The 18,919-nt window shown below is 62.1% G+C and carries 16 protein-coding genes; 14 read left to right on the top strand and 2 right to left on the bottom strand.

Annotated features, from left to right (window positions below):
* Window positions 1-16: 16 nt before the first annotated feature.
* From CKW25_RS03420 to CKW25_RS03475, 12 genes are all read left to right on the top strand, one after another.
* On the top strand, window positions 17-1,186 hold the full coding sequence (locus tag CKW25_RS03420) for an alginate biosynthesis protein Alg44 (protein WP_095077683.1): 1,170 nt from the start codon (window positions 17-19) through the stop codon (window positions 1,184-1,186).
* A gap of 9 nt (window positions 1,187-1,195) precedes the next feature.
* Complete coding sequence (algK, locus tag CKW25_RS03425; RefSeq protein ID WP_095077685.1) at window positions 1,196-2,602, top strand: alginate biosynthesis TPR repeat lipoprotein AlgK; 1,407 nt, start codon at window positions 1,196-1,198, stop codon at window positions 2,600-2,602.
* Complete coding sequence (locus CKW25_RS03430) at window positions 2,599-4,086, top strand: alginate export family protein (RefSeq protein WP_095077687.1); 1,488 nt, start codon at window positions 2,599-2,601, stop codon at window positions 4,084-4,086. Before algK ends, CKW25_RS03430 begins: the two co-directional genes overlap by 4 nt.
* Window positions 4,086-5,705, top strand: coding sequence for a mannuronan 5-epimerase AlgG (algG, locus tag CKW25_RS03435; RefSeq protein WP_095077689.1), 1,620 nt, complete (start codon window positions 4,086-4,088; stop codon window positions 5,703-5,705). The genes CKW25_RS03430 and algG overlap by 1 nt, the downstream gene beginning before the upstream one ends.
* 11 nt (window positions 5,706-5,716) lie before the next feature.
* Complete coding sequence (locus tag CKW25_RS03440) at window positions 5,717-7,165, top strand: alginate O-acetyltransferase (RefSeq protein ID WP_095077920.1); 1,449 nt, start codon at window positions 5,717-5,719, stop codon at window positions 7,163-7,165.
* 8 nt (window positions 7,166-7,173) lie between these two features.
* On the top strand, window positions 7,174-8,295 hold the full coding sequence (locus CKW25_RS03445) for a mannuronate-specific alginate lyase (RefSeq protein ID WP_095077691.1): 1,122 nt from the start codon (window positions 7,174-7,176) through the stop codon (window positions 8,293-8,295).
* A gap of 213 nt (window positions 8,296-8,508) precedes the next feature.
* Complete coding sequence (locus CKW25_RS03450; RefSeq protein WP_095077692.1) at window positions 8,509-10,074, top strand: MBOAT family protein; 1,566 nt, start codon at window positions 8,509-8,511, stop codon at window positions 10,072-10,074.
* Between the two features lie 11 nt (window positions 10,075-10,085).
* On the top strand, window positions 10,086-11,261 hold the full coding sequence (locus CKW25_RS03455; RefSeq protein WP_095077693.1) for an alginate O-acetyltransferase: 1,176 nt from the start codon (window positions 10,086-10,088) through the stop codon (window positions 11,259-11,261).
* A 14-nt stretch (window positions 11,262-11,275) separates the two neighbouring features.
* On the top strand, window positions 11,276-11,932 hold the full coding sequence (locus tag CKW25_RS03460; RefSeq protein ID WP_095077695.1) for an alginate O-acetyltransferase AlgF: 657 nt from the start codon (window positions 11,276-11,278) through the stop codon (window positions 11,930-11,932).
* A gap of 200 nt (window positions 11,933-12,132) precedes the next feature.
* Entirely contained in the window at window positions 12,133-13,584 is a 1,452-nt protein-coding gene (locus tag CKW25_RS03465; RefSeq protein ID WP_095077697.1) for a mannose-1-phosphate guanylyltransferase/mannose-6-phosphate isomerase, read from the top strand.
* Window positions 13,585-13,748: 164 nt separating this feature from the next.
* Entirely contained in the window at window positions 13,749-14,213 is a 465-nt protein-coding gene (locus CKW25_RS03470; RefSeq protein ID WP_095077698.1) for a multidrug transporter, read from the top strand.
* Window positions 14,214-14,250: 37 nt separating this feature from the next.
* Window positions 14,251-15,075, top strand: coding sequence for an SDR family oxidoreductase (locus CKW25_RS03475; protein WP_095077700.1), 825 nt, complete (start codon window positions 14,251-14,253; stop codon window positions 15,073-15,075).
* A gap of 22 nt (window positions 15,076-15,097) precedes the next feature.
* On the opposite strand, the gene CKW25_RS03480 is transcribed toward CKW25_RS03475, so the two are convergent.
* Window positions 15,098-15,985, bottom strand: coding sequence for a LysR family transcriptional regulator (locus CKW25_RS03480; RefSeq protein WP_095077702.1), 888 nt, complete (start codon window positions 15,983-15,985; stop codon window positions 15,098-15,100).
* A gap of 109 nt (window positions 15,986-16,094) precedes the next feature.
* Between CKW25_RS03480 and CKW25_RS03485 the strand changes: the two genes are divergently transcribed.
* On the top strand, window positions 16,095-17,474 hold the full coding sequence (locus CKW25_RS03485) for an MFS transporter (RefSeq protein ID WP_095077704.1): 1,380 nt from the start codon (window positions 16,095-16,097) through the stop codon (window positions 17,472-17,474).
* Window positions 17,471-17,869 carry a DUF4440 domain-containing protein gene (locus CKW25_RS03490; RefSeq protein WP_095077706.1) on the top strand — a complete coding sequence of 133 codons (399 nt, stop codon included), beginning with the start codon at window positions 17,471-17,473 and terminating at the stop codon, window positions 17,867-17,869. The genes CKW25_RS03485 and CKW25_RS03490 overlap by 4 nt, the downstream gene beginning before the upstream one ends.
* 179 nt (window positions 17,870-18,048) lie before the next feature.
* On the opposite strand, the gene CKW25_RS03495 is transcribed toward CKW25_RS03490, so the two are convergent.
* The gene (locus CKW25_RS03495) at window positions 18,049-18,909 is read right to left on the bottom strand and encodes an HlyD family secretion protein (RefSeq protein WP_095077707.1); all 861 of its coding nucleotides are present in this window, start codon (window positions 18,907-18,909) and stop codon (window positions 18,049-18,051) included.
* Between the last annotated feature and the right edge of the window lie 10 nt (window positions 18,910-18,919).

The following is an 18,919-nucleotide window of genomic DNA, read 5'->3' on the forward strand; positions in this document are numbered from 1 at the left end:
CTAGGAAATCGCCCCTATGAATACCGCCGTGAACGTCAACGTAGTGCATGAATCCGAAGCCCAGCGCCAGCACGCCCGGGTCAAAATCCCGGCCAGGCTGCGCTTCTTCGGCCCGGACCGTACGCCTGTGGAGACACGCCTGATCGACCTGTCCGCCGGTGGCCTGAGCTTCAACGCCGGGCAGATACCGTTCAAGGTCGGTGAAGTGAAAAAGGCCCGGCTGCAGTTCCTGATCGACAACCTCGGCCTGGCGATGGACGTCGAATTGCAGGTCCGCTCGTACGATCGCCAGAGCGGTCGCACCGGCTGCCAGTTCCAGAACCTTGAACCACAGGACATCTCCACCCTGCGTCACCTGATCACCTCGCACCTGTCCGGTGACATCGTGACCATGGGTGATGTGCTGGCGACCCTGCAACGGGACAACTTCACCAAGGCGCGCAAGCTCAAGGACGGCGGCAGTGGCATGAGCGCACTCGGTCGCTTTCGCGCGGTGACCTTCAGCGCCGGGATCTTCGTCGTGGGCCTGGCAGCCTTCGGGTTCATTCTCAAGTCGGTGTATGGCATGTACTTCGTCAGTCATGCCCAGGCCGGACTGGTGAATGTGCCGGGCATGAACGTGACCATGCCCCGCGACGGCACGGTGCAGAGCCTGATCCAGACCGATGGCGTCGCCGCCAAGGGCGCCCCACTGGCGACGTTCAGCACCAGCATGCTCGACGTACTCAAGGGCCATCTGGATCAGGACCAGCTGCAGCCGGCCAAGGTTGAAGAACTGTTCGGCAAGCAAATGACCGGCACCCTCACCTCGCCCTGCGACTGCACCGTGGCCCGGCAGATGGTTGCCGACGGTCAGTACGCCAGCAAGGGTGACGTGATCTTCCAGTTGGTGCCGCGTAACAGCGAGGCCAATGTCGAGGCCCGCTTCTCCTATCGCCAGTTCGCCGACGTGCGCCCCGGCACCTCCGTGAACTTCCAGGTGGCCGGCGACGACAGCCTGCGCACCGGCAAGATCATCAGCAGCACCAGCCTCAACGGCGCCGACCTGTCGTCCGACATTCGCGTGCAGATCAAGCCGGATGAGCCACTGAACAGCACCTTCGCCGGCCGCCCGGTGGAAGTCAGCAGCGACCGTGGCCCATCGGTGAACTGGCTGATCGACAAAGCCATGGCCGCCGGTCTTTAAGCAGAGGACATGCCTGTGACTAGCCCTATCAGAACCTTGCCGGTGCCGTTGACCCTGGCCATGGCTATCGCCCTGGCTGGCTGTGCCGGCCTGCCCGACCAGCGCCTGGCCAATGAAGCCCTGAAACGCGGTGACACGGCGCTGGCGCAGCAGAACTACAAACAACTGGCGGACCTGGGGTACAGCGAAGCCCAGGTTGGCCTGGCCGACCTGCAAGTGGAAAGCCGTGACCCGGCCCAGATCACGGCGGCCGAAGCCACCTACCGCGCGGCCGCCGACATCTCGCCACGGGCCCAGGCTCGCCTGGGGCGCCTGCTGGTGGCCAAGCCGGGGTCGACCGACGCCGAGCGCCATGAGGCCGAAGGCCTGTTGAAAAAGGCCTTCGCCAATGGCGAAGGCAACACCCTGATCCCGCTGGCCATGCTGTACCTGCAATATCCCCACAGCTTCCCCGAGGTCAACGCTCAGCAACAGATCAGTCAGTGGCGCACCGCCGGTTACCCGGAAGCCAGTCTGGCCCAGGTGCTGCTGTATCGCACACAGGGCACGTACGACCAACACCTGGACGACGTCGAGCGCATCTGCAAAGCCGCACTCACGACCACCGACATCTGCTACGTCGAGTTGGCCACGGTCTATCAGAAACGTGCCCAGCCCGAGCAACAGGCAGAACTGCTCACGCAACTGCACGCCGCGTTTGCCCGTGGCGCCGTGTCCGCTCAACGCATGGACAGCGTCGCCCGGGTCCTGAGCGATGCCAGCCTCGGCAAGCCGGACGAAAAAACCGCGCAAGCCATGCTGGAACAGATCGCTCCAGGCTACCCGGCATCCTGGGTCAGCCTCGCACAGTTGCTCTACGACTTCCCCGAACTGGGTGACGTCGACACGCTGATGCACTACCTGGACAACGGCCGCGCCGCTGATCAACCGCGGGCCGAATTGCTGCTGGGCAAGCTCTACTTCGAAGGCAAATGGGTACCGGCCGACGCCAAGGTCGCCGAAGCGCATTTCCAGAAAGCCGTGGGCAAGGAAGTCGCCGCCGACTACTACCTGGGGCAGATCTACCGCCGAGGCTATCTGGGCCAGGTCTATCCACAAAAAGCCCTGGACCACTTGCTGACGGCTGCGCGTAACGGCCAGAACAGCGCCGACTTCGCCATTGCCCAGTTGTTCTCCCAAGGCAAGGGCACCCGGCCCGACCCGCTCAATGCCTATGTCTTCAGCCAACTGGCCAAGGCCCAGAACACCCCGCAAGCCAATGAACTGGCCAACACACTCGAAGCCCAACTGCCCCCTGCGCAACTGGCCGAGGCCCAACGCCTGTTGCGACAAGAACAGGCCATGCGTGGTGCCTTGAGCCACAACCCAATGGCCGCGCAGGCCCTGCAAGCAGAAGACGGCGAGGAATCCCTATGAAGTTGAACCCCTTTGTGAAAGCCGGTATCGGCCTGAGCTTTGCCCTGTTGTGGTCGTGCCCGACACTGGCCGCGATGACCGACACCAAGAACTTCGGCCTGGACGTGAAGATCACCGGCCAATCCGAGGACGACCGCGACCTGGGCACGCTGCCTGGCGGCGACGTCAACGGCGTGGGCCTGGACGTGCGTCCGTGGGTCTACGGCGAAAGCGGCAACTGGAGTGCCTTCGCCATGGGCCAGGCCGTGACCTCCACCGACATCATCGAGACCGACACCCTGCAGCAGTCCGACACTGAGGGCACCCAGGGCAGTAACGACGATGGCCGCGAGAGCAAAAAGAACTACCTGGCGATGCGTGAGTTCTGGGTCGGCTACGGCGGCCTGACCCCCTACCCCGGCGAGGTCCTCAAGTTCGGTCGCCAGCGTCTGCGCAACGACGACGGCCAATGGCGCGACACCAACATCGAAGCGCTGAACTGGACCTTCGACACCACCCTGTTGAAAGCCAATGTCGGCGTTGCCGAACGCTTCAGCGAATACCGTACCGACCTGACCGAGCTGGCACCCGAGGACAAGGATCGCCTGCACCTGTACGGCGATATCGCGACCCAATGGACACCGGGGCAATGGGTCGGCCTGCGTGCCCATCATACCCACGACGACGGCAAGCTCGACTACCCGACACCCGGCGAAGTGCCTGATGCCAGCGACAAGAAACAGAACGGCGACCTGAGCTGGGTCGGCCTGGAAGCCAACAGCGACGCCTACAACTGGCGCAACACCAACACGATCAACTACTGGGCGAGCATCACCGGCATGACCGGCGATCGTGACACCGTCAACCCGCTCAATGCCGATGGCAGCCAGCCGGTCGATGCCAAGCGCAGCGGCGACGTCGACGGCTGGGCCACGGACCTGGGGGTGCGTCTGCGCCTTGATCCGCAATGGCAAGTCGGTGCGGCCTACGCCCGCGCCAGCAGCGATTACGAACAGAACGGCCTGCAAAGCAACCGCTCCAACTACACCGGTACGCGCTCGCGGGTTCACCGTTTTGGCGAAGCGTTCCGTGGCGAGATGAACAACATGCAGAGCGCCACCCTGTTCGGCTCCTGGATGCTCCAGGACGACTACGACGCCAGCCTGGTCTACCACAAGTTCTGGCGTGTCGACGGCAACAAGCCGGTCGGCAGCAACGGCATCAATGCCGTGGAAAACAACTATGACGACGTCACCGGCGCCCTGCTGTCCAGCACCTCGCTGCCACTGGAAGACGGCAATAAAGACCTCGGCCAGGAAGTCGACCTGGTGGTCACCAAGTACTTCAAGCACGGCTTGCTGCCAGCGAACCTGAGCCAGTCGATCGATGAACCGGCGGCGCTGGTGCGTGTTCGCGGCGGCGTGTTCAAACCGGGCGACGCCTATGGCAACCAGGTCGATTCGTACATGCACCGCGCATTCGTCGACGTGATCTGGCACTTCTGATGCAAGCCGCCAAGGGAGTGCCCCGGATGAACATCCCAGCGACCAACCGTTCGCTCGGCCTGTTGGCTGCTGCGTTGCTGCTGGCCAGTAACGCAGCGCTTGCCAGCGTCGAACCTGCCGCGCCTGCCCAGAAAGGCAAGCCGGTGACCGTGGCCAAGGAACTGCAGCAGGCCAAGACCTACACCGTCAGCAGCGCACCGACCGCGCCACTGGAACTGGCGGCGCCGACCTTGCCCGACCTGTCCGGCTATACCGCGCAAGCGGTCGAGGCGAAGATCGTGCGCAGCAAGGCCGGCAAGGTCAGCGTGCGGCGGATGATGCAGGAAGACGCGCTGAAGGACTTCATCGGCGGCGATAACAAGATGGCCGAATGGGTGGTGCGTCAACACGGCATCCCCCAGGCGATCTTTATCGACGACGGCTACGTGAACCTCAAGGACCTGGCCAAGACACTGCCCAAACAGTACTTCAGCGAAACGGCACCGGGCGTGTTCCTGGCCAGGTTGCCGATCGTGGTCGGGGCCAAGGGCATCCTCGACATCGACCAGCAGACCCAGGAGTTGCGCCTGTCCGAAGAGGCCGGTTCGTTCCTGGTCAACGACGGCCAGCTGTTCGTGCGCGACACGCAAATCACCGGCTGGCGCGAGAAGGAAAACGGCCCTGCAAGCTTCCGCTCGCCCAAGGAGTTCCGCCCGTTCCTGCTGGCCTGGGGTGGCACCCAGACGTACATCGTCAACAGCAAGATGGCCAGCTTCGGCTACGCCAACAGTAAGTCCTACGGGGTGAGTATTTCCCAGTACACGCCCAACATGGCCAAGGTGCTCAAGCGCCCGGAACCGACCGGATGGATCATCGGTTCCGAGTTCTCGGACATGTGGTACGGCTTCTACTGCTATGAGACCCGGGACTTCGTGGTCAAGGGCAACACCTACCGCGACAACATCGTCTACGGTATCGACCCCCACGACCGTTCCCATGGCCTGATCATCGCGGACAACACCGTCCATGGCACGAAGAAGAAGCACGGCATCATCATTTCCCGTGAAGTGAATGACAGCTTCATCTTCAACAACCGCAGCTACGACAACAAGTTGTCAGGGCTGGTGATCGACCGTAACAGCGTCAACAACCTGATCGCCTACAACGAGATCTACCGCAACCACACCGACGGCATCACCCTCTACGAGAGTGCCGACAACCTGCTGTGGGGCAACAAGGTGATCAGCAACCAGCGCCACGGCATTCGTATTCGTAACAGCGTGAACATTCGTCTCTACGAAAACGTTGCCATGGCCAACGGCCTGACCGGCGTCTACGGCCACATCAAGGACCTGAGCGACACCGACCGTGACATCAAGCTCGACCCGTTCGATGCCCAGGTGTCGCTGATCGTGGTCGGCGGTGAACTGGCGGCCAACGGCAGCGGACCGATGTCCATCGACTCGCCGTTGAGCGTCGAGCTGTACCGGGTGTCGATGCTTGCCCCGACCAAATCCAGTGGCATCAGCTTCTCGGGGATCCTGGGCGAACGCCAGGACGAAATCCTCGACCTGTTGGTGCGCCAGCAAAAAGCCGTGCTGATCGACCCCGTCGAACGCCAGACCGACATGCGCGACTGAGGATGACATTCATGAAGCCACATCTGATCAAACTGTTCAGCCTCACCGGCCTGACCGCGGCCATGTTCACTGCCAGCCTTGCGGCCAGCGCGGACGATGGCAAGGCACCGGCCTTTACCGCCGAACCGTGCTGCAACCTGTGCCCCGAGGCCCACGACGCGAAAAACTACACCACTCGTTATCAGCAAAACTTCACCACCCTGGTGCAGGCGCAAGGCGACTGGTTGTTCCGTACCCGGGAAGACCTGCGCACCGAATTCACTACCACGGCCGAAGGCTACCGCCGCCTCAAGCAACTGCACGATGCGTTCAAGAGCAAAGGCATTGAACTGGTGGTGGTCTACCAGCCGACCCGTGGCCTGGTGAACCGCAACAAACTCAACCCCCAGGAAAAGGCCGCGTTCGATTACGACAAGGCGCTGAAAAACTACCAGACCATGCTCGGGCGTTTTGCCGAGATGGGCTACGTGGTGCCGGACCTCTCGCCACTGACCGACGAATCGCTGCCGGAGACCCTGCCTGCCCACGATTTCTACTTCCGAGGCGACCAACACTGGACCCCGTACGGCGCCCAGCGCACCGCAAAAATCGTCGCCGAGAAGGTCAAGCAACTGCCAGGGTTCGCCGACATTCCCAAGCGTGAGTTCGAAACCAAAAAGACCGGACGCATGGGCAAGACCGGTACCCTGCACAACATGGCCGGGCAACTGTGCGGCACCAGTTATGCCATCCAGTACATGGACCAGTTCACCACCGAGCCCAAGGGCGAGGCGGCAGACGGCGACCTGTTCAGCGATGCCGGCAACCCGCAGATCACCCTGGTCGGCACCAGCCACAGCGGCAAGAACTACAACTTCTCCGGGTTCCTGGAAGAGGCCATCGGCGCCGACATTCTCAACGTCGCCTTCCCCGGTGGCGGCCTGGAAGGCTCGATGCTGCAGTACCTGGGCAGCGACGAGTTCCAGAAGACCCCACCGAAAATCCTCATCTGGGAGTTCTCGCCGTTGTATCGCCTGGACCAGGAAACCATCTACCGCCAGATGATGGCGTTGCTCGATAACGGGTGCGAAGGCAAGGACGCGCTGATGAGCAGCAGCACCACGCTCAAGCCCGGCAAGAACGAGTTGATGGTCAACCGCCAGAACATGGACCTGCGCAACAGCAGCCACCAGGTCGATATTCGTTTCGCCGACCCGTCGGTGAAAACCCTGCAAGCCACCCTCTGGTACATGAACGGTCGCCACGAGGACATCAAGATCGACAAACCGGAAACCGCCGACACCGACGGTCGCTTCGCCTTTGAATTGCGCACCGATGAAGACTGGGCCTCGCAGAACCTGCTGGCCCTTGAAGTCCAGGGCCCGGAAGCGGGCGCCGCGGGGCAAAAAATCGACGCAAAAATCTGCAAACGCAACGTATTCCCGAGCGCTGGGCAACGTACCGCCCAGCTCGGGCAATGAGGTCTGCCATGCACACTGCGACGCTGAAACACCTGTTGGCACCAACGCTCCTGAGCCTGGCGATGTTCGCCGGGGTCACCCAGGCGGCCGAGGCGCTGCGCCCTCCTCAGGGCTATTTTGCACCTGTGGATAAATTCAAGACCGGTGATAGCGGCCAGGGTTGTGAGGCAATACCGACCCCGTACACCGGTGCCCTGCAATTTCGCAGCAAGTACGAAGGCTCGGACAAGGCCCGTTCGACCCTGAACCGGGAATCGGAAAAAGCCTTTCGCGACGCCACCGCCGACATCACCGCAATCGAACGCGGCACCAGCAAGCAGGTGATGCAGTTCATGCGTGATGGTCGCCCGGAACAGCTCGACTGCACCCTTAGCTGGTTGACGGCCTGGGCCAAGGCCGATGCGTTGATGTCCAAAGACTTCAACCACACCGGCAAGTCGATGCGCAAATGGGCGCTGGGCAGCATGGCCTCGGCCTACATCCGCCTGAAGTTCTCCGACTCCCGTCCACTGGCGGCTCACCCGCAAGAGGCGCAATTGATCGAAGCCTGGTTCAGCCAGATGGCCGACCAGGTGGTCAGCGACTGGGACAACCTGCCGCTGGATAACACCAACAACCACTCGTATTGGGCGGCCTGGTCAGTGATGGCGACCTCGGTCGCCACCAACCGCCGCGACCTGTTCGACTGGGCGGTCAAGGAATTCAAGGTCGGCGCCAACCAGGTCGACGCCCAGGGCTTCTTGCCCAACGAACTCAAGCGCCAGCAACGGGCATTGGCCTACCACAACTACGCCCTGCCGCCGCTGGCGATGATCGCCAGCTTCGCCCAGGTCAACGGTGTCGACCTGCGCCAGGAGAACAACGCTGCGCTCAAGCGCCTGGGTGAGCGGGTGCTGACCGGGGCGAAAGACCCTGAAGCCTTCGAGAAAAAGAACGGCAAGGAGCAGGACATGACCGACCTGAAAGTCGACTCGAAGTTCGCCTGGCTCGAACCGTACTGCTCGCTCTACACCTGCACGCCGGATGTGCTGAAACGCAAGCGGCAGATGCAACCGTTCAAGACCTTCCGCCTGGGTGGCGACCTGACCAGGGTCTACGACCCGGTCAACGAAAAAGGCAAAGGGTCTTAAGACAAACACGAAACCCTGTGGGAGCGGGCTTGCCCGCGAATGCGCTCGGACATTCACCAAAGATGTCGACTGACACACCGCTTTCGCGAGCAAGTCCGTTCCCACACAGGGTCAGTGCAAGACTTGAGTCGAGTGTTATGCCCCCGGTTTTTCGATGGGGGGTTTGGGGGGGCCGTTGGCCCTTGACCGTGGGTTTTACAAGGAGAGACCGGGATGGTGTTTTCATCCAACGTGTTCCTGTTTTTGTTCTTGCCGATCTTTCTCGGCCTGTACTACTTGAGCGGGCAACGCTATCGCAACCTGCTGCTATTGATCGCCAGCTATGTGTTCTATGCCTGGTGGCGCGTGGACTTCCTGGCGTTGTTCGCCGCCGTCACGCTATGGAACTACTGGATCGGCCTGAAAGTCGGCGCCGCCGGCGTCAGGACCAAGCCGGCACAGCGCTGGCTGCTGCTGGGCGTGGCGGTCGACCTGTGCATCCTGGGCTACTTCAAGTACGCCAACTTCGGCGTCGACAGCATCAACGCCATGATGACCTCGGTGGGACTTGAGCCGTTCATCCTGACCCACGTGCTGCTGCCGATCGGGATCTCGTTCTACATCTTCGAGTCCATCAGCTACATCATCGACGTCTACCGTGGCGACACGCCGGCGACCCGCAACCTGATCGACTTCGCGGCGTTCGTGGCGATCTTCCCGCACCTGATCGCCGGTCCCGTGTTGCGCTTTCGCGACCTGGCCGACCAGTTCAACCATCGCACCCACACCCTCGACAAATTCTCCGAGGGCTGCACACGGTTCATGCAGGGCTTCATCAAGAAGGTGTTCATCGCCGACACCCTGGCGGTGGTCGCCGACCATTGCTTCGCCCTGCAAAACCCGACCACGGGGGATGCCTGGCTCGGTGCGCTGGCCTACACCGCACAGCTGTACTTCGACTTCTCCGGCTACAGCGACATGGCCATCGGCCTGGGGCTGATGATGGGTTTCCGCTTCATGGAAAACTTCAAGCAGCCCTACATCAGCCAGTCGATCACCGAGTTCTGGCGGCGCTGGCACATCAGCCTGTCCACCTGGCTGCGGGACTACCTGTACATCACCCTGGGCGGTAACCGCAAAGGCACGTTGACCACTTACCGCAACCTGTTCCTGACCATGTTGCTCGGTGGCCTGTGGCACGGCGCCAACATCACTTACATCGTCTGGGGCGCGTGGCACGGCATGTGGCTGGCGATTGAAAAAGCCATCGGCCTCAACACCTCGCCACGCAGTTTCAATCCGGTGCGCTGGGCCCTGACTTTCCTGCTGGTAGTGATGGGTTGGGTGATCTTCCGCGCCGAAAACCTGCACGTCGCCGGTCGCATGTACGGCGCCATGTTCAGCTTCGGCGACTGGTCGCTCTCGGAGCTCAATCAGGCCAGCCTCACCGGCCTGCAAGTCGCGACCCTGATCGTGGCTTACGTGACGCTCGCGTTCTTCGGCCTGCGCGACTTCTACAGCAACCAGCCACCGGTCAAGACCAAGCCTGCGGTGAACGTCGATGCCGATGGCCCGGCCGCCGCCCAACCGGGCCTGATCAAAGCCGTGCCTGGGGATAACCCGGCAAGCATCCACGCGCCTGGCTACACCGCTGGTGTCGAAGCCCAGGTGCAACCCGCCTACTGGACGGCTGACGGGTCGCGTTTCGTGATGCGCGCACTGGTGCTGCTGCTGTTCATCGCTTCGATTCTCAAACTCTCGGCGCAAAGCTTCTCGCCGTTCCTTTACTTCCAGTTCTGAGGGATCTGACCATGACCCGCTCATTACGTCTGTTCTACATCGCCCTGTTCCTGGTGACCCTGATGGTCCTGGGCCTGTGGTCGATGCGCAGCTTCTTCGGCTTCAACACCAACCCCGACGCCACCGTGCTCAACGGTCGCTGGGCCAAGGCCGTGGAAACCCATTACGACGACCAGTTCCCGATCAAGCGCCTGGGCACCAACCTGTGGGCGGCCCTGGACTTCAAGCTGTTCAACGAAGGTCGTCCGGGCGTGGTGCTCGGTCGCGACCAGTGGCTGTACAGCGATGAAGAGTTCCACCCGATCGTCAACGAAGAGCTGAACCTGCAAGGCAACTACGCACTGGTCGAAGGCGTGCGCCAGACCCTCAAGGCCAGCGGCGTGCAGCTGGTGATGGCAGTGGTTCCAGCCAAGGTGCGGTTGTACCCGGAGCATCTGGCCGAGGTTAAACCGGCCAGCATCCACGCCGATCTCTACAAGGACTTCCACAACCGCCTGGCCGCCGACCGGATCCTCGCTCCCGACCTGCTGGGGCCGTTCAAGCAAGCCAAACAGGACGGTCAGCAAGTATTCCTGCGTACCGACACCCACTGGACCCCGGAGGGCGCACAAATCGCCGCCGAGCAATTGGCCAGGACCATTGCCGACAAGACGCTGCTCAGTGGCCCACCACAGCGCTTCGTCACCGAAACCACGGAGAACGTCAGCCACAAGGGCGACCTGCGCCTGTTCCTGCCGCTGGATCCGTTGTTCGAAAACCTGATGCCGGCCACCGAGGCCTTGCAAAAGCGCCGCACCCTGGCGGTTGAAGATCCATCCGTCGGTGATGACGCGCTGTTTGCCGACAGCGAAGTACCGGTCGCACTGATCGGTACCAGCTACAGCGCCAACTCCGACTGGAACTTTGTCGGGGCGCTCAAGCAGGCGCTGCACAGCGATGTGGTCAATTACGCCGAAGACGGTCACGGCCCGATTCTGCCGATGCTCAGCTACCTGAAAAGCGACGCCTTCAAGAACAGCCCTCCGCAAGTGCTGATCTGGGAGTTCCCTGAACGATATCTGCCGGTGAACAACGAAATCGGCGACGCCGACCCGCAGTGGGTCGCAGCGCTCAAACAAGCCGGTGCCCGCCAACAAAACGTAGCCATCAACAGCAAATCCGAGACGCCCGACCGGGCGCAAAACTGAAAGAGGTAATTGCCATGACTTTCACTACAACTCCTAGTCGTCTCGCCAAGACCCTTGCTCTCGTCGCGGGCATGAGTGTCCTGTCGATGCAGGCCTTCGCCGCCGGTGACGCCGCGCTCTACGGCCCGACCGCGCCGAAAGGCTCGAGCTTCGTGCGTATCTACAACGCCAGCAACGCCGAAGTCAGCGCCACGGTCGGCAGCACCAGCCTGAGCGACGTCGCACCACTGGCCAGCAGCGACTTCAGCTTCATGCCCGGTGGCGACTACAGCGCCAAGGTCGGCAGCCAGACCCTGCCGGTGAAACTGGCGGCCGATCACTATTACACCCTGGTCAACAACGCCAGCGGCCAACCCCAATTGATCGAAGAACCACCGTTCAAGAACAAGCAGAAATCCCTGGTGCGGATGCAGAACCTCAGTGACAAGGCCCTGACCCTGAAGACCGCCGACGGCAAGACCGAGGTGGTCAAGAGCGTTGCCGCCAAGGGCCGTGGCGAACGCGAAATCAACCCGGTGAAAGTCAGCCTGGCGCTGTATGACGGCGAGCAGAAAGTCGGCGACGTGAAACCCGTTGCGCTGGAGCGCGGTGAAGCAGCGGTGCTGTACGTCACCGGAAGCGGCAGCAGCCTGTCGCCGGTATGGGTGAAGCGCCCGGTGTCGACCCGCTGACACATTGCCCAGGCTGCCCATGCCCCCCTGTAGGAGCGAGCGCGCTCGCGATGAACTCAAGGGCACCGCGTTTCCTCTGGTGCCCCGCGTCATCGTTGACCTCCATCGCGAGCGCGCTCGCTCCTACAGGGGGGGGGCAGCCTGGTACGAAACAAAAGAACGCAGTAGCTCTAACCAAACGATTTTGAAGGAGTAACACCATGATTCCAGTGATCTTGTCCGGTGGTAGCGGCTCACGTCTTTGGCCGCTTTCGCGCAAACAATTCCCCAAGCAGTTCCTGGCCCTGACCGGTGAACACACCCTGTTCCAGCAGACCCTGGAACGCCTGGTGTTCGACGGCATGGACACCCCGATCGTGGTCTGCAACAAGGACCACCGTTTCATCGTCAACGAGCAACTGGGCAACCGCAATCTGCAGGTCCAGCGCATCCTCATGGAACCCTTCGGGCGCAACACCGCACCGGCGGTAGCGCTGACAGCGATGATGCTGGTCAATGAAGGTCGTGACGAACTGATGCTGGTGCTGCCGGCCGACCACGTGCTGGAAGACCAGAAAGCCCTGCAGCGTGCCCTGGCCCTGGCCACCGTCGCCGCCGAGCGCGGCGAGATGGTGCTGTTCGGTGTACCGGCGACCAAACCGGAAACCGGCTACGGCTATATCAAGTCCACCAACGATGCGTTGCTGCCCGAAGGCGTCAGCCGGGTCTCGCACTTCGTTGAAAAACCCGACGTCAAGCGCGCCACCGAGTTCGTCCAGGCCGGCGGCTATTTCTGGAACAGCGGCATGTTCCTGTTCCGCGCCAGTCGCTTCCTCGAAGAGCTGAAAAAACACGACCCGGATATCTACGACACCTGCCTGCTGACCCTTGAGCGCAGCCATCAGGATGCCGACTCCGTCACCTTCGACGAAGCCACCTTCGCCTGCTGCCCGGACAATTCCATCGACTACGCGGTGATGGAAAAGACCCAGCGTGCCTGCGTGGTGCCACTGACCGCCGGCTGGAGCGATGTGGGTTGCTGGTCATCGTTGTGGGACGTGCATGAGAAAGACGCCAACGGCAACGTCTGCAAGGGCGATGTGGTGATCCAGGACAGCCGCAACTGCATGATCCATGGCAACGGCAAACTGGTGTCGGTGATTGGCCTCGAGAACATCGTGGTGGTCGAAACCAAGGACGCCATGATGATCGCCCACAAGGACAAGGTCCAAGGCGTCAAGCAGATGGTCAACACCCTCAACGAACAGGGCCGCAGCGAAACCCTGAACCATTGCGAAGTCTACCGTCCGTGGGGTTCCTACGATTCGGTGGACATGGGTGGTCGCTTCCAGGTCAAGCGCATCTCGGTCAAGCCGGGTGCCTGCCTGTCATTGCAGATGCACCACCACCGCGCCGAACACTGGATCGTGGTCAGTGGCACCGCGGAAGTGACCTGCGACGACAACGTGTTCCTGCTCACCGAAAACCAGTCGACCTACATCCCGATCGCCTCGGTTCACCGCCTGCGCAACCCGGGCAAGATTCCACTCGAGATCATCGAAGTGCAATCGGGCAGCTACCTGGGTGAGGACGATATCGAACGGTTCGAAGACATCTATGGTCGCTCGACGCCGATTGAGCGGGGGGTGTCGATGAAGACCATCGCCCAGTGATCAAGCGCTGAAACAAGAAGCCCCCGTCCAGCCGACTGCGTCCCCTATCCGCAGCCGGTTGGGTGGGGGCTTTTTCCTGATCGTTCCCACGCTGATGCTCACCCATGGCCAATCCCATCTACGCTTAGGTACGATGGTGCTATTCCCTCCTGAGGTTAAGCGTCATGTTCATCGGCGTTCTGCTGGTCATTACCTGGCTGGTCCTGTTGCTGCGCTACCCGGCCAAGGCCATGCCGGTGTCGTTGGCGGCGGCGCTTGGGCTGGGCATGGTGGCCGCCTGGGTGGTCTGGCTGGACAACCGCGAGGCCCAGCAACTGGCACGCCTGGAGTTGCGTATCACCTACGCACCGGAACGTTGCCCGGCGGATCGCCCACTGCTGCTGAAAATGAACAACGGCAACGATGTGCCGCTGACCGAACTGCGCTGGCGAATCGCCGCTTATGCGCCGGGCGATACGGTCAATCTGGCAGACAACCAATACACCGCTCCACGCTACCGCGGCCCCGGTGAACTGCAGGCTGGCGCCCATTGGGAAGATTGCCTGCCGATGCCGCCGCTGCGTCCTGGCTATCGCCCGCAAACCCTCGAGTTTCGCGCCGAGCGCTTGCAGGGTAGTTTCTCCGACTGATGCTGCACCTCCCCTCATTTTGCACAAGGACCGCGCCATGCCTGTTGCGTTAATCACCGGTTGTTCCAGCGGCATTGGCCGCGCCTTGGCCGATGCCTTCAAAGCGGCCGGTTTCGAGGTCTGGGCCAGTGCGCGCAAGACCGAGGACGTGGTGACACTGGCAGCGGCCGGCTTCACCGCCGTGCAACTGGACGTCAATGACGGTGCGGCCCTCGAACAGTTGAGCGAGCGCATCAACCAGCAACATGGCGGCCTGGATGTGCTGATCAACAATGCCGGTTATGGCGCCATGGGACCCTTGCTCGATGGTGGGGTGCCGGCCCTGCAACGCCAGTTCGAGACCAACGTATTCGCCGTGGTTGGCGTCACTCGTGCGATGTTTCCGGTACTACGCCGCGCCAAGGGCCTGGTGGTGAACATCGGCAGTGTGTCCGGCGTGCTGGTGACACCGTTCGCGGGCGCCTACTGCGCCTCCAAGGCCGCGGTGCATGCCTTGAGCGATGCGCTGCGCATGGAGTTGGCGCCGTTCGGCATTCGGGTGATGGAGGTTCAGCCTGGCGCCATCGCGTCCAGCTTCGCCAGGAATGCCGGGCATGAAGCCGAACAACTGATCAGCGAGCAATCGCCGTGGTGGCCGCTGCGCGAAGGCATCCGTGCCCGGGCCAGGGCGTCCCTGGACCACCCGACACCGGCTGCCGAGTTCGCTGCCGGCCTGCTCAAGGCCGCGCAGCAGAACACACCGCCACGCTTGCTGCGTCTGGGCAATGGCAGCCGGGCACTGCCGCTGCTGGCGGGGTTGCTGCCCAAGGGCTTGCTGGAGTCGGGGTTGATGAAGCGCTTTGGCTTGCGCGAACAGCTCTGAGGCCGCGAAAGCGCCAGGTTGTTCAATCCGCTTGCCGGTCCTTCATGAAATCAATGAACGCCCGCACCTTGAGTGGCAAATGCCGGGTATCCGGATACAACGCGTAGACCCCTTGCCGGGCGAAGTGATGATCAGGCAGCAACCGCGCCAGGCGGCCGCCATCAAGGTCGTCCTGAATCAACCATTGCGGCAGGATGGCCACGCCTTGCCCGGACAGGGCGAACGCGCGCAAGGTGGCGGCGCTGTCGGTCACTATCGTGGTGTTATCGGGCCCCGGCAGGTACAGCCGCTCACTACCCGAGGCATCCGTCACGCTCAGCTCCGTCACCCGCGCATGCCCCAACATGGGGAGCCGCTCCAGATCCGCCAGCGTCACGACTTCGGCATGCCGGGCAATCAGCGCGGGCGCTGCCACGGCGAAAATCTCGAAGGTCGAGAGCTGCACCGCCCGCAGGTTGGAGTCGAGCATGCGCCCCAGGCGAATGGCCAGGTCAAAGCGCTCGGAGATCAGGTCGGCGTGTGTCGATGACGTGGACAAGTGGACATTCAGGTCAGGGTGCAAGGCAGCAAATGCCTGCAGCGCCGGCACCACCTTGGCCAAGGCGTATTCGACCGTGGTGGTCAGGCGCAAGGTGCCCTTGAGCTGAGTGTGCTCCGAGCGGGCCTCTTCAATGGCCAGTTGCGCTTCATCAAGGGTGCGCAGGCAGCGCTGATAAAACCGCTCGCCGGCATCGGTCAACGCCAATTGGCGGGTGTTGCGCGTCAGTAAGGTGACGCCCAGCTCAGACTCCAGGCGCTTGAGGTTGAAACTGACCACCGCGCGGGTCTGGCCCAACAAGTCTGCCGCGGCCGTCAACGATCCGGCTTCGACCACGGCCTTGAAGGTGTCGAAACGGTCCAGGCTGACCATAGTGCAATGATCCTTTGTCAAAATATTTTTGACAAACTAACAGCCGGGACGACGTTTTTCCAACCCGATGAACGCTCTACCCTGCGCCTCTGTCTGCCCGGAGGCTGCCATGGCCTATCGCTCGAAAATCACCCTGGTGTACCTGCTGGGCTTTGCCCTCGACCTGCTGAACATGTTCGCCAGCAACATCGCCCTGCCGAACATCGCCCTGGAGCTGCACGCCTCGGTCACGCAACTGGCGTGGATCAGCAACGCCTACATGCTCGGTTTGACCTTGATCATTCCACTGAGCGTGTGGCTGGCGGCCAGGGTCGGCGAGCGACGCTTGATCCTCGGTTCACTGATGGTGTTCGGCAGCGCTTCGTGGCTGGCGGCGCAGGCGGCTTCGATCGAGGCGCTGATCGGTTGGCGACTGCTGCAAGGACTCGGCGGCGGGCTACTGATCCCGGTGGGGCAAGCCCTGGCCTATCGACACTTTCCGGCCGCCGAACGTAGTCACCTGACCGCCATGGTGATGCTGGTCGCCCTGTTGGTGCCGGCACTGTCGCCTGCGGCAGGCGGGCTGGTGGTGCAGACACTGTCCTGGCGCTGGATCTACTACGCCAATCTGCCGCTGGCGTTGCTGACGTTGGCGCTCGCGATCTTTTGGCTGAGAACCGACGAGCCATTGCCGCAACGCACTACGCTGGACGGTCGAGGTCTAGTGTTGGGCGCTGCGACCATCAGCCTGTTGCTGGTTGCCTTGAGCCTGTTGAGCGAACGCGAACAGCGCATTGCGGGCCTGGGGGTGTTGGGACTCAGTACCGTGCTGGGATGGCTGTATGTGCGTGATGGCTGGAGCAAACCAGCGCCACTCCTCGACCTGCAACTGCTCAAAGGCCAGTGGTTGCGTGTAGCGATGGTGGTCTACCTGTTTGTCCCAGGCGTGTTCATCGGCACCAGTCTGATCGCTGTGCTGTATTTGCACGACCGTGGATTCAGCCCCGCAATGACCGGGGCGCTCATGCTGCCTTGGGCCGTGGCATCGGGACTTGCCATCACTCTGGGCAAGCGTGTGTTCCAGCGTCTGGGACCTAAACCTTTGCTGGTCGGCGGCATGGTGCTGCAAGGGTTGGGCATCGCCTTGCTAGCCCTGATCGAAGGCCCCGGGGGGGTGTTGCCGATCCTTGCCTATGCCCTGATGGGTCTGGGCGGCAGCCTGTGCAGCAGCACGGCACAAACCCTGGCCTTTCTCGACACTCGCGCCTCGCACATGGGCCATGCCAGCGCCCTGTGGAACATCAATCGACAGCTGAGCTTCTGTCTCGGCGCAGCGTTCCTGAGTTCCGTGCTCAGCGTGCTTGGCCCCTTCTCACCCGCTGCGTTCGCCCTGTGCTTTCTGCTCGCCGCAATCCTGACGCTACTGCCCTTGCCCGCGGTCCTGCACCTGGACACAACAGCCTTGCTGGCTCACCTTACCCCTCAATCTGCCAAGGAGAAAAACCCATGAAGGACTACCGCGAATACTTCAATGAAGTGATCCAGACCCACGTCGATATCGAGCAATGGTTCAGCGGCACAGGCAATAGAGAGGTGCTGACACGCCTGTTGACACGCTTTTCACCGCAGTTCTCGATGATCGTGCCCAATGGCAATGCCCTGGATGCCCCGGCCTTGAACCAGCTGTTCGATACACTCGGCGGCGCTCGCCCGGGCTTGCGCATCAGGCTGAGCGAGTTGCGCGGGGTCGACCAGCATGCGCGGGGCGCCACCGTCAGCTACCGCGAATTGCAAGAGGATGCCAACGGCGTGCTGACCGATCGCCGGGCGACGGCGGTGATTGAGAAGCGGCCGTCAGGTGACATGCTGTGGCGGCATTTGCATGAGACGTATTGCCAGGCTTGAGCAAGATTGCTTTTGTGGCGAGGGAGCCTGCTCCCGTCGGCCGATCCGCGTTCGGACAACGCCGTCGTAAATCTCAATCTCCGCACTGCCTGACGATAGTGTGATGCAACTATTTTGGGGGTGCTACGCCCCCCAGCGGGAGCAAGCTCCCTCGCCACAGTACGCCGCTGTCGCCAAGGCTATTGTGGCGGCTGTTTCACCACCACCGTACACGTAATCCCCGCTGCCAGCAGCACACCTTCCGGCACATGATCGATGTGAATCCGCACCGGCACCCGTTGGGCCAGGCGGACCCAGTTGAAGGTCGGGTTGACGTCGGCGATCAGTTCGCGACTCTCTGGATTGTCACGGTCATAGATGCCACGGGAAATACTCTCCACATGCCCCTTGAGCACTTCGCCGCTCATCAACTGCATGTCGGCCTGATCGCCCACCCGCACCCGGGGCAGTTTGGTTTCTTCGAAGAAGCCGTAGACCCAGAACGAATTCATGTCGACCACGGCCATTTTCGCTTCACCGATACGCGCGTAGTCACCGCGATGGACGTTGAGGTTGGTGACATAACCGTCCACGGCCGCCAGCACCTGGGTGCGCTTGAGGTTCAGTTGCGCCGCTTCGAGTTGCGCCTGGGCGTGTTGGTAATCGGCCAGGGCCGAGTCGGCAATGTTGCTGGCGTCGTCACGGTTTTCCCGGGAGATCACCAGGTTGTCGAGATCGGCGCGGCGGTGTGCATTGACCTTGCGCATCTCCCAGGTGGCCTTGCGTGACGCCACCAGCGACTGCGCCTGCTTGACCGCGATCAGGTAGTGCTCGGGGTCGATCTGCATCAGCACATCGCCCTTCTTGACCTGTTGGTTGTCGCGCACCGGCACATCGACCACTTCACCGCTGACGTCGGCGGCCACGTTGATGATGTCCGCGCGAACCCGCCCATCGCGGGTCCAGGGGGTGTTCATGTAATGCACCCAGAGGGTCCGGCCGATCCACATCGCAAGGGCCAGTACCAACAAGGTCGCGAGCAGACTGAAGAGTTTTTTCATCGAAACGGTC

Source organism: Pseudomonas sp. Irchel s3h17, from assembly GCF_900187505.1.
GTDB lineage: Bacteria > Pseudomonadota > Gammaproteobacteria > Pseudomonadales > Pseudomonadaceae > Aquipseudomonas.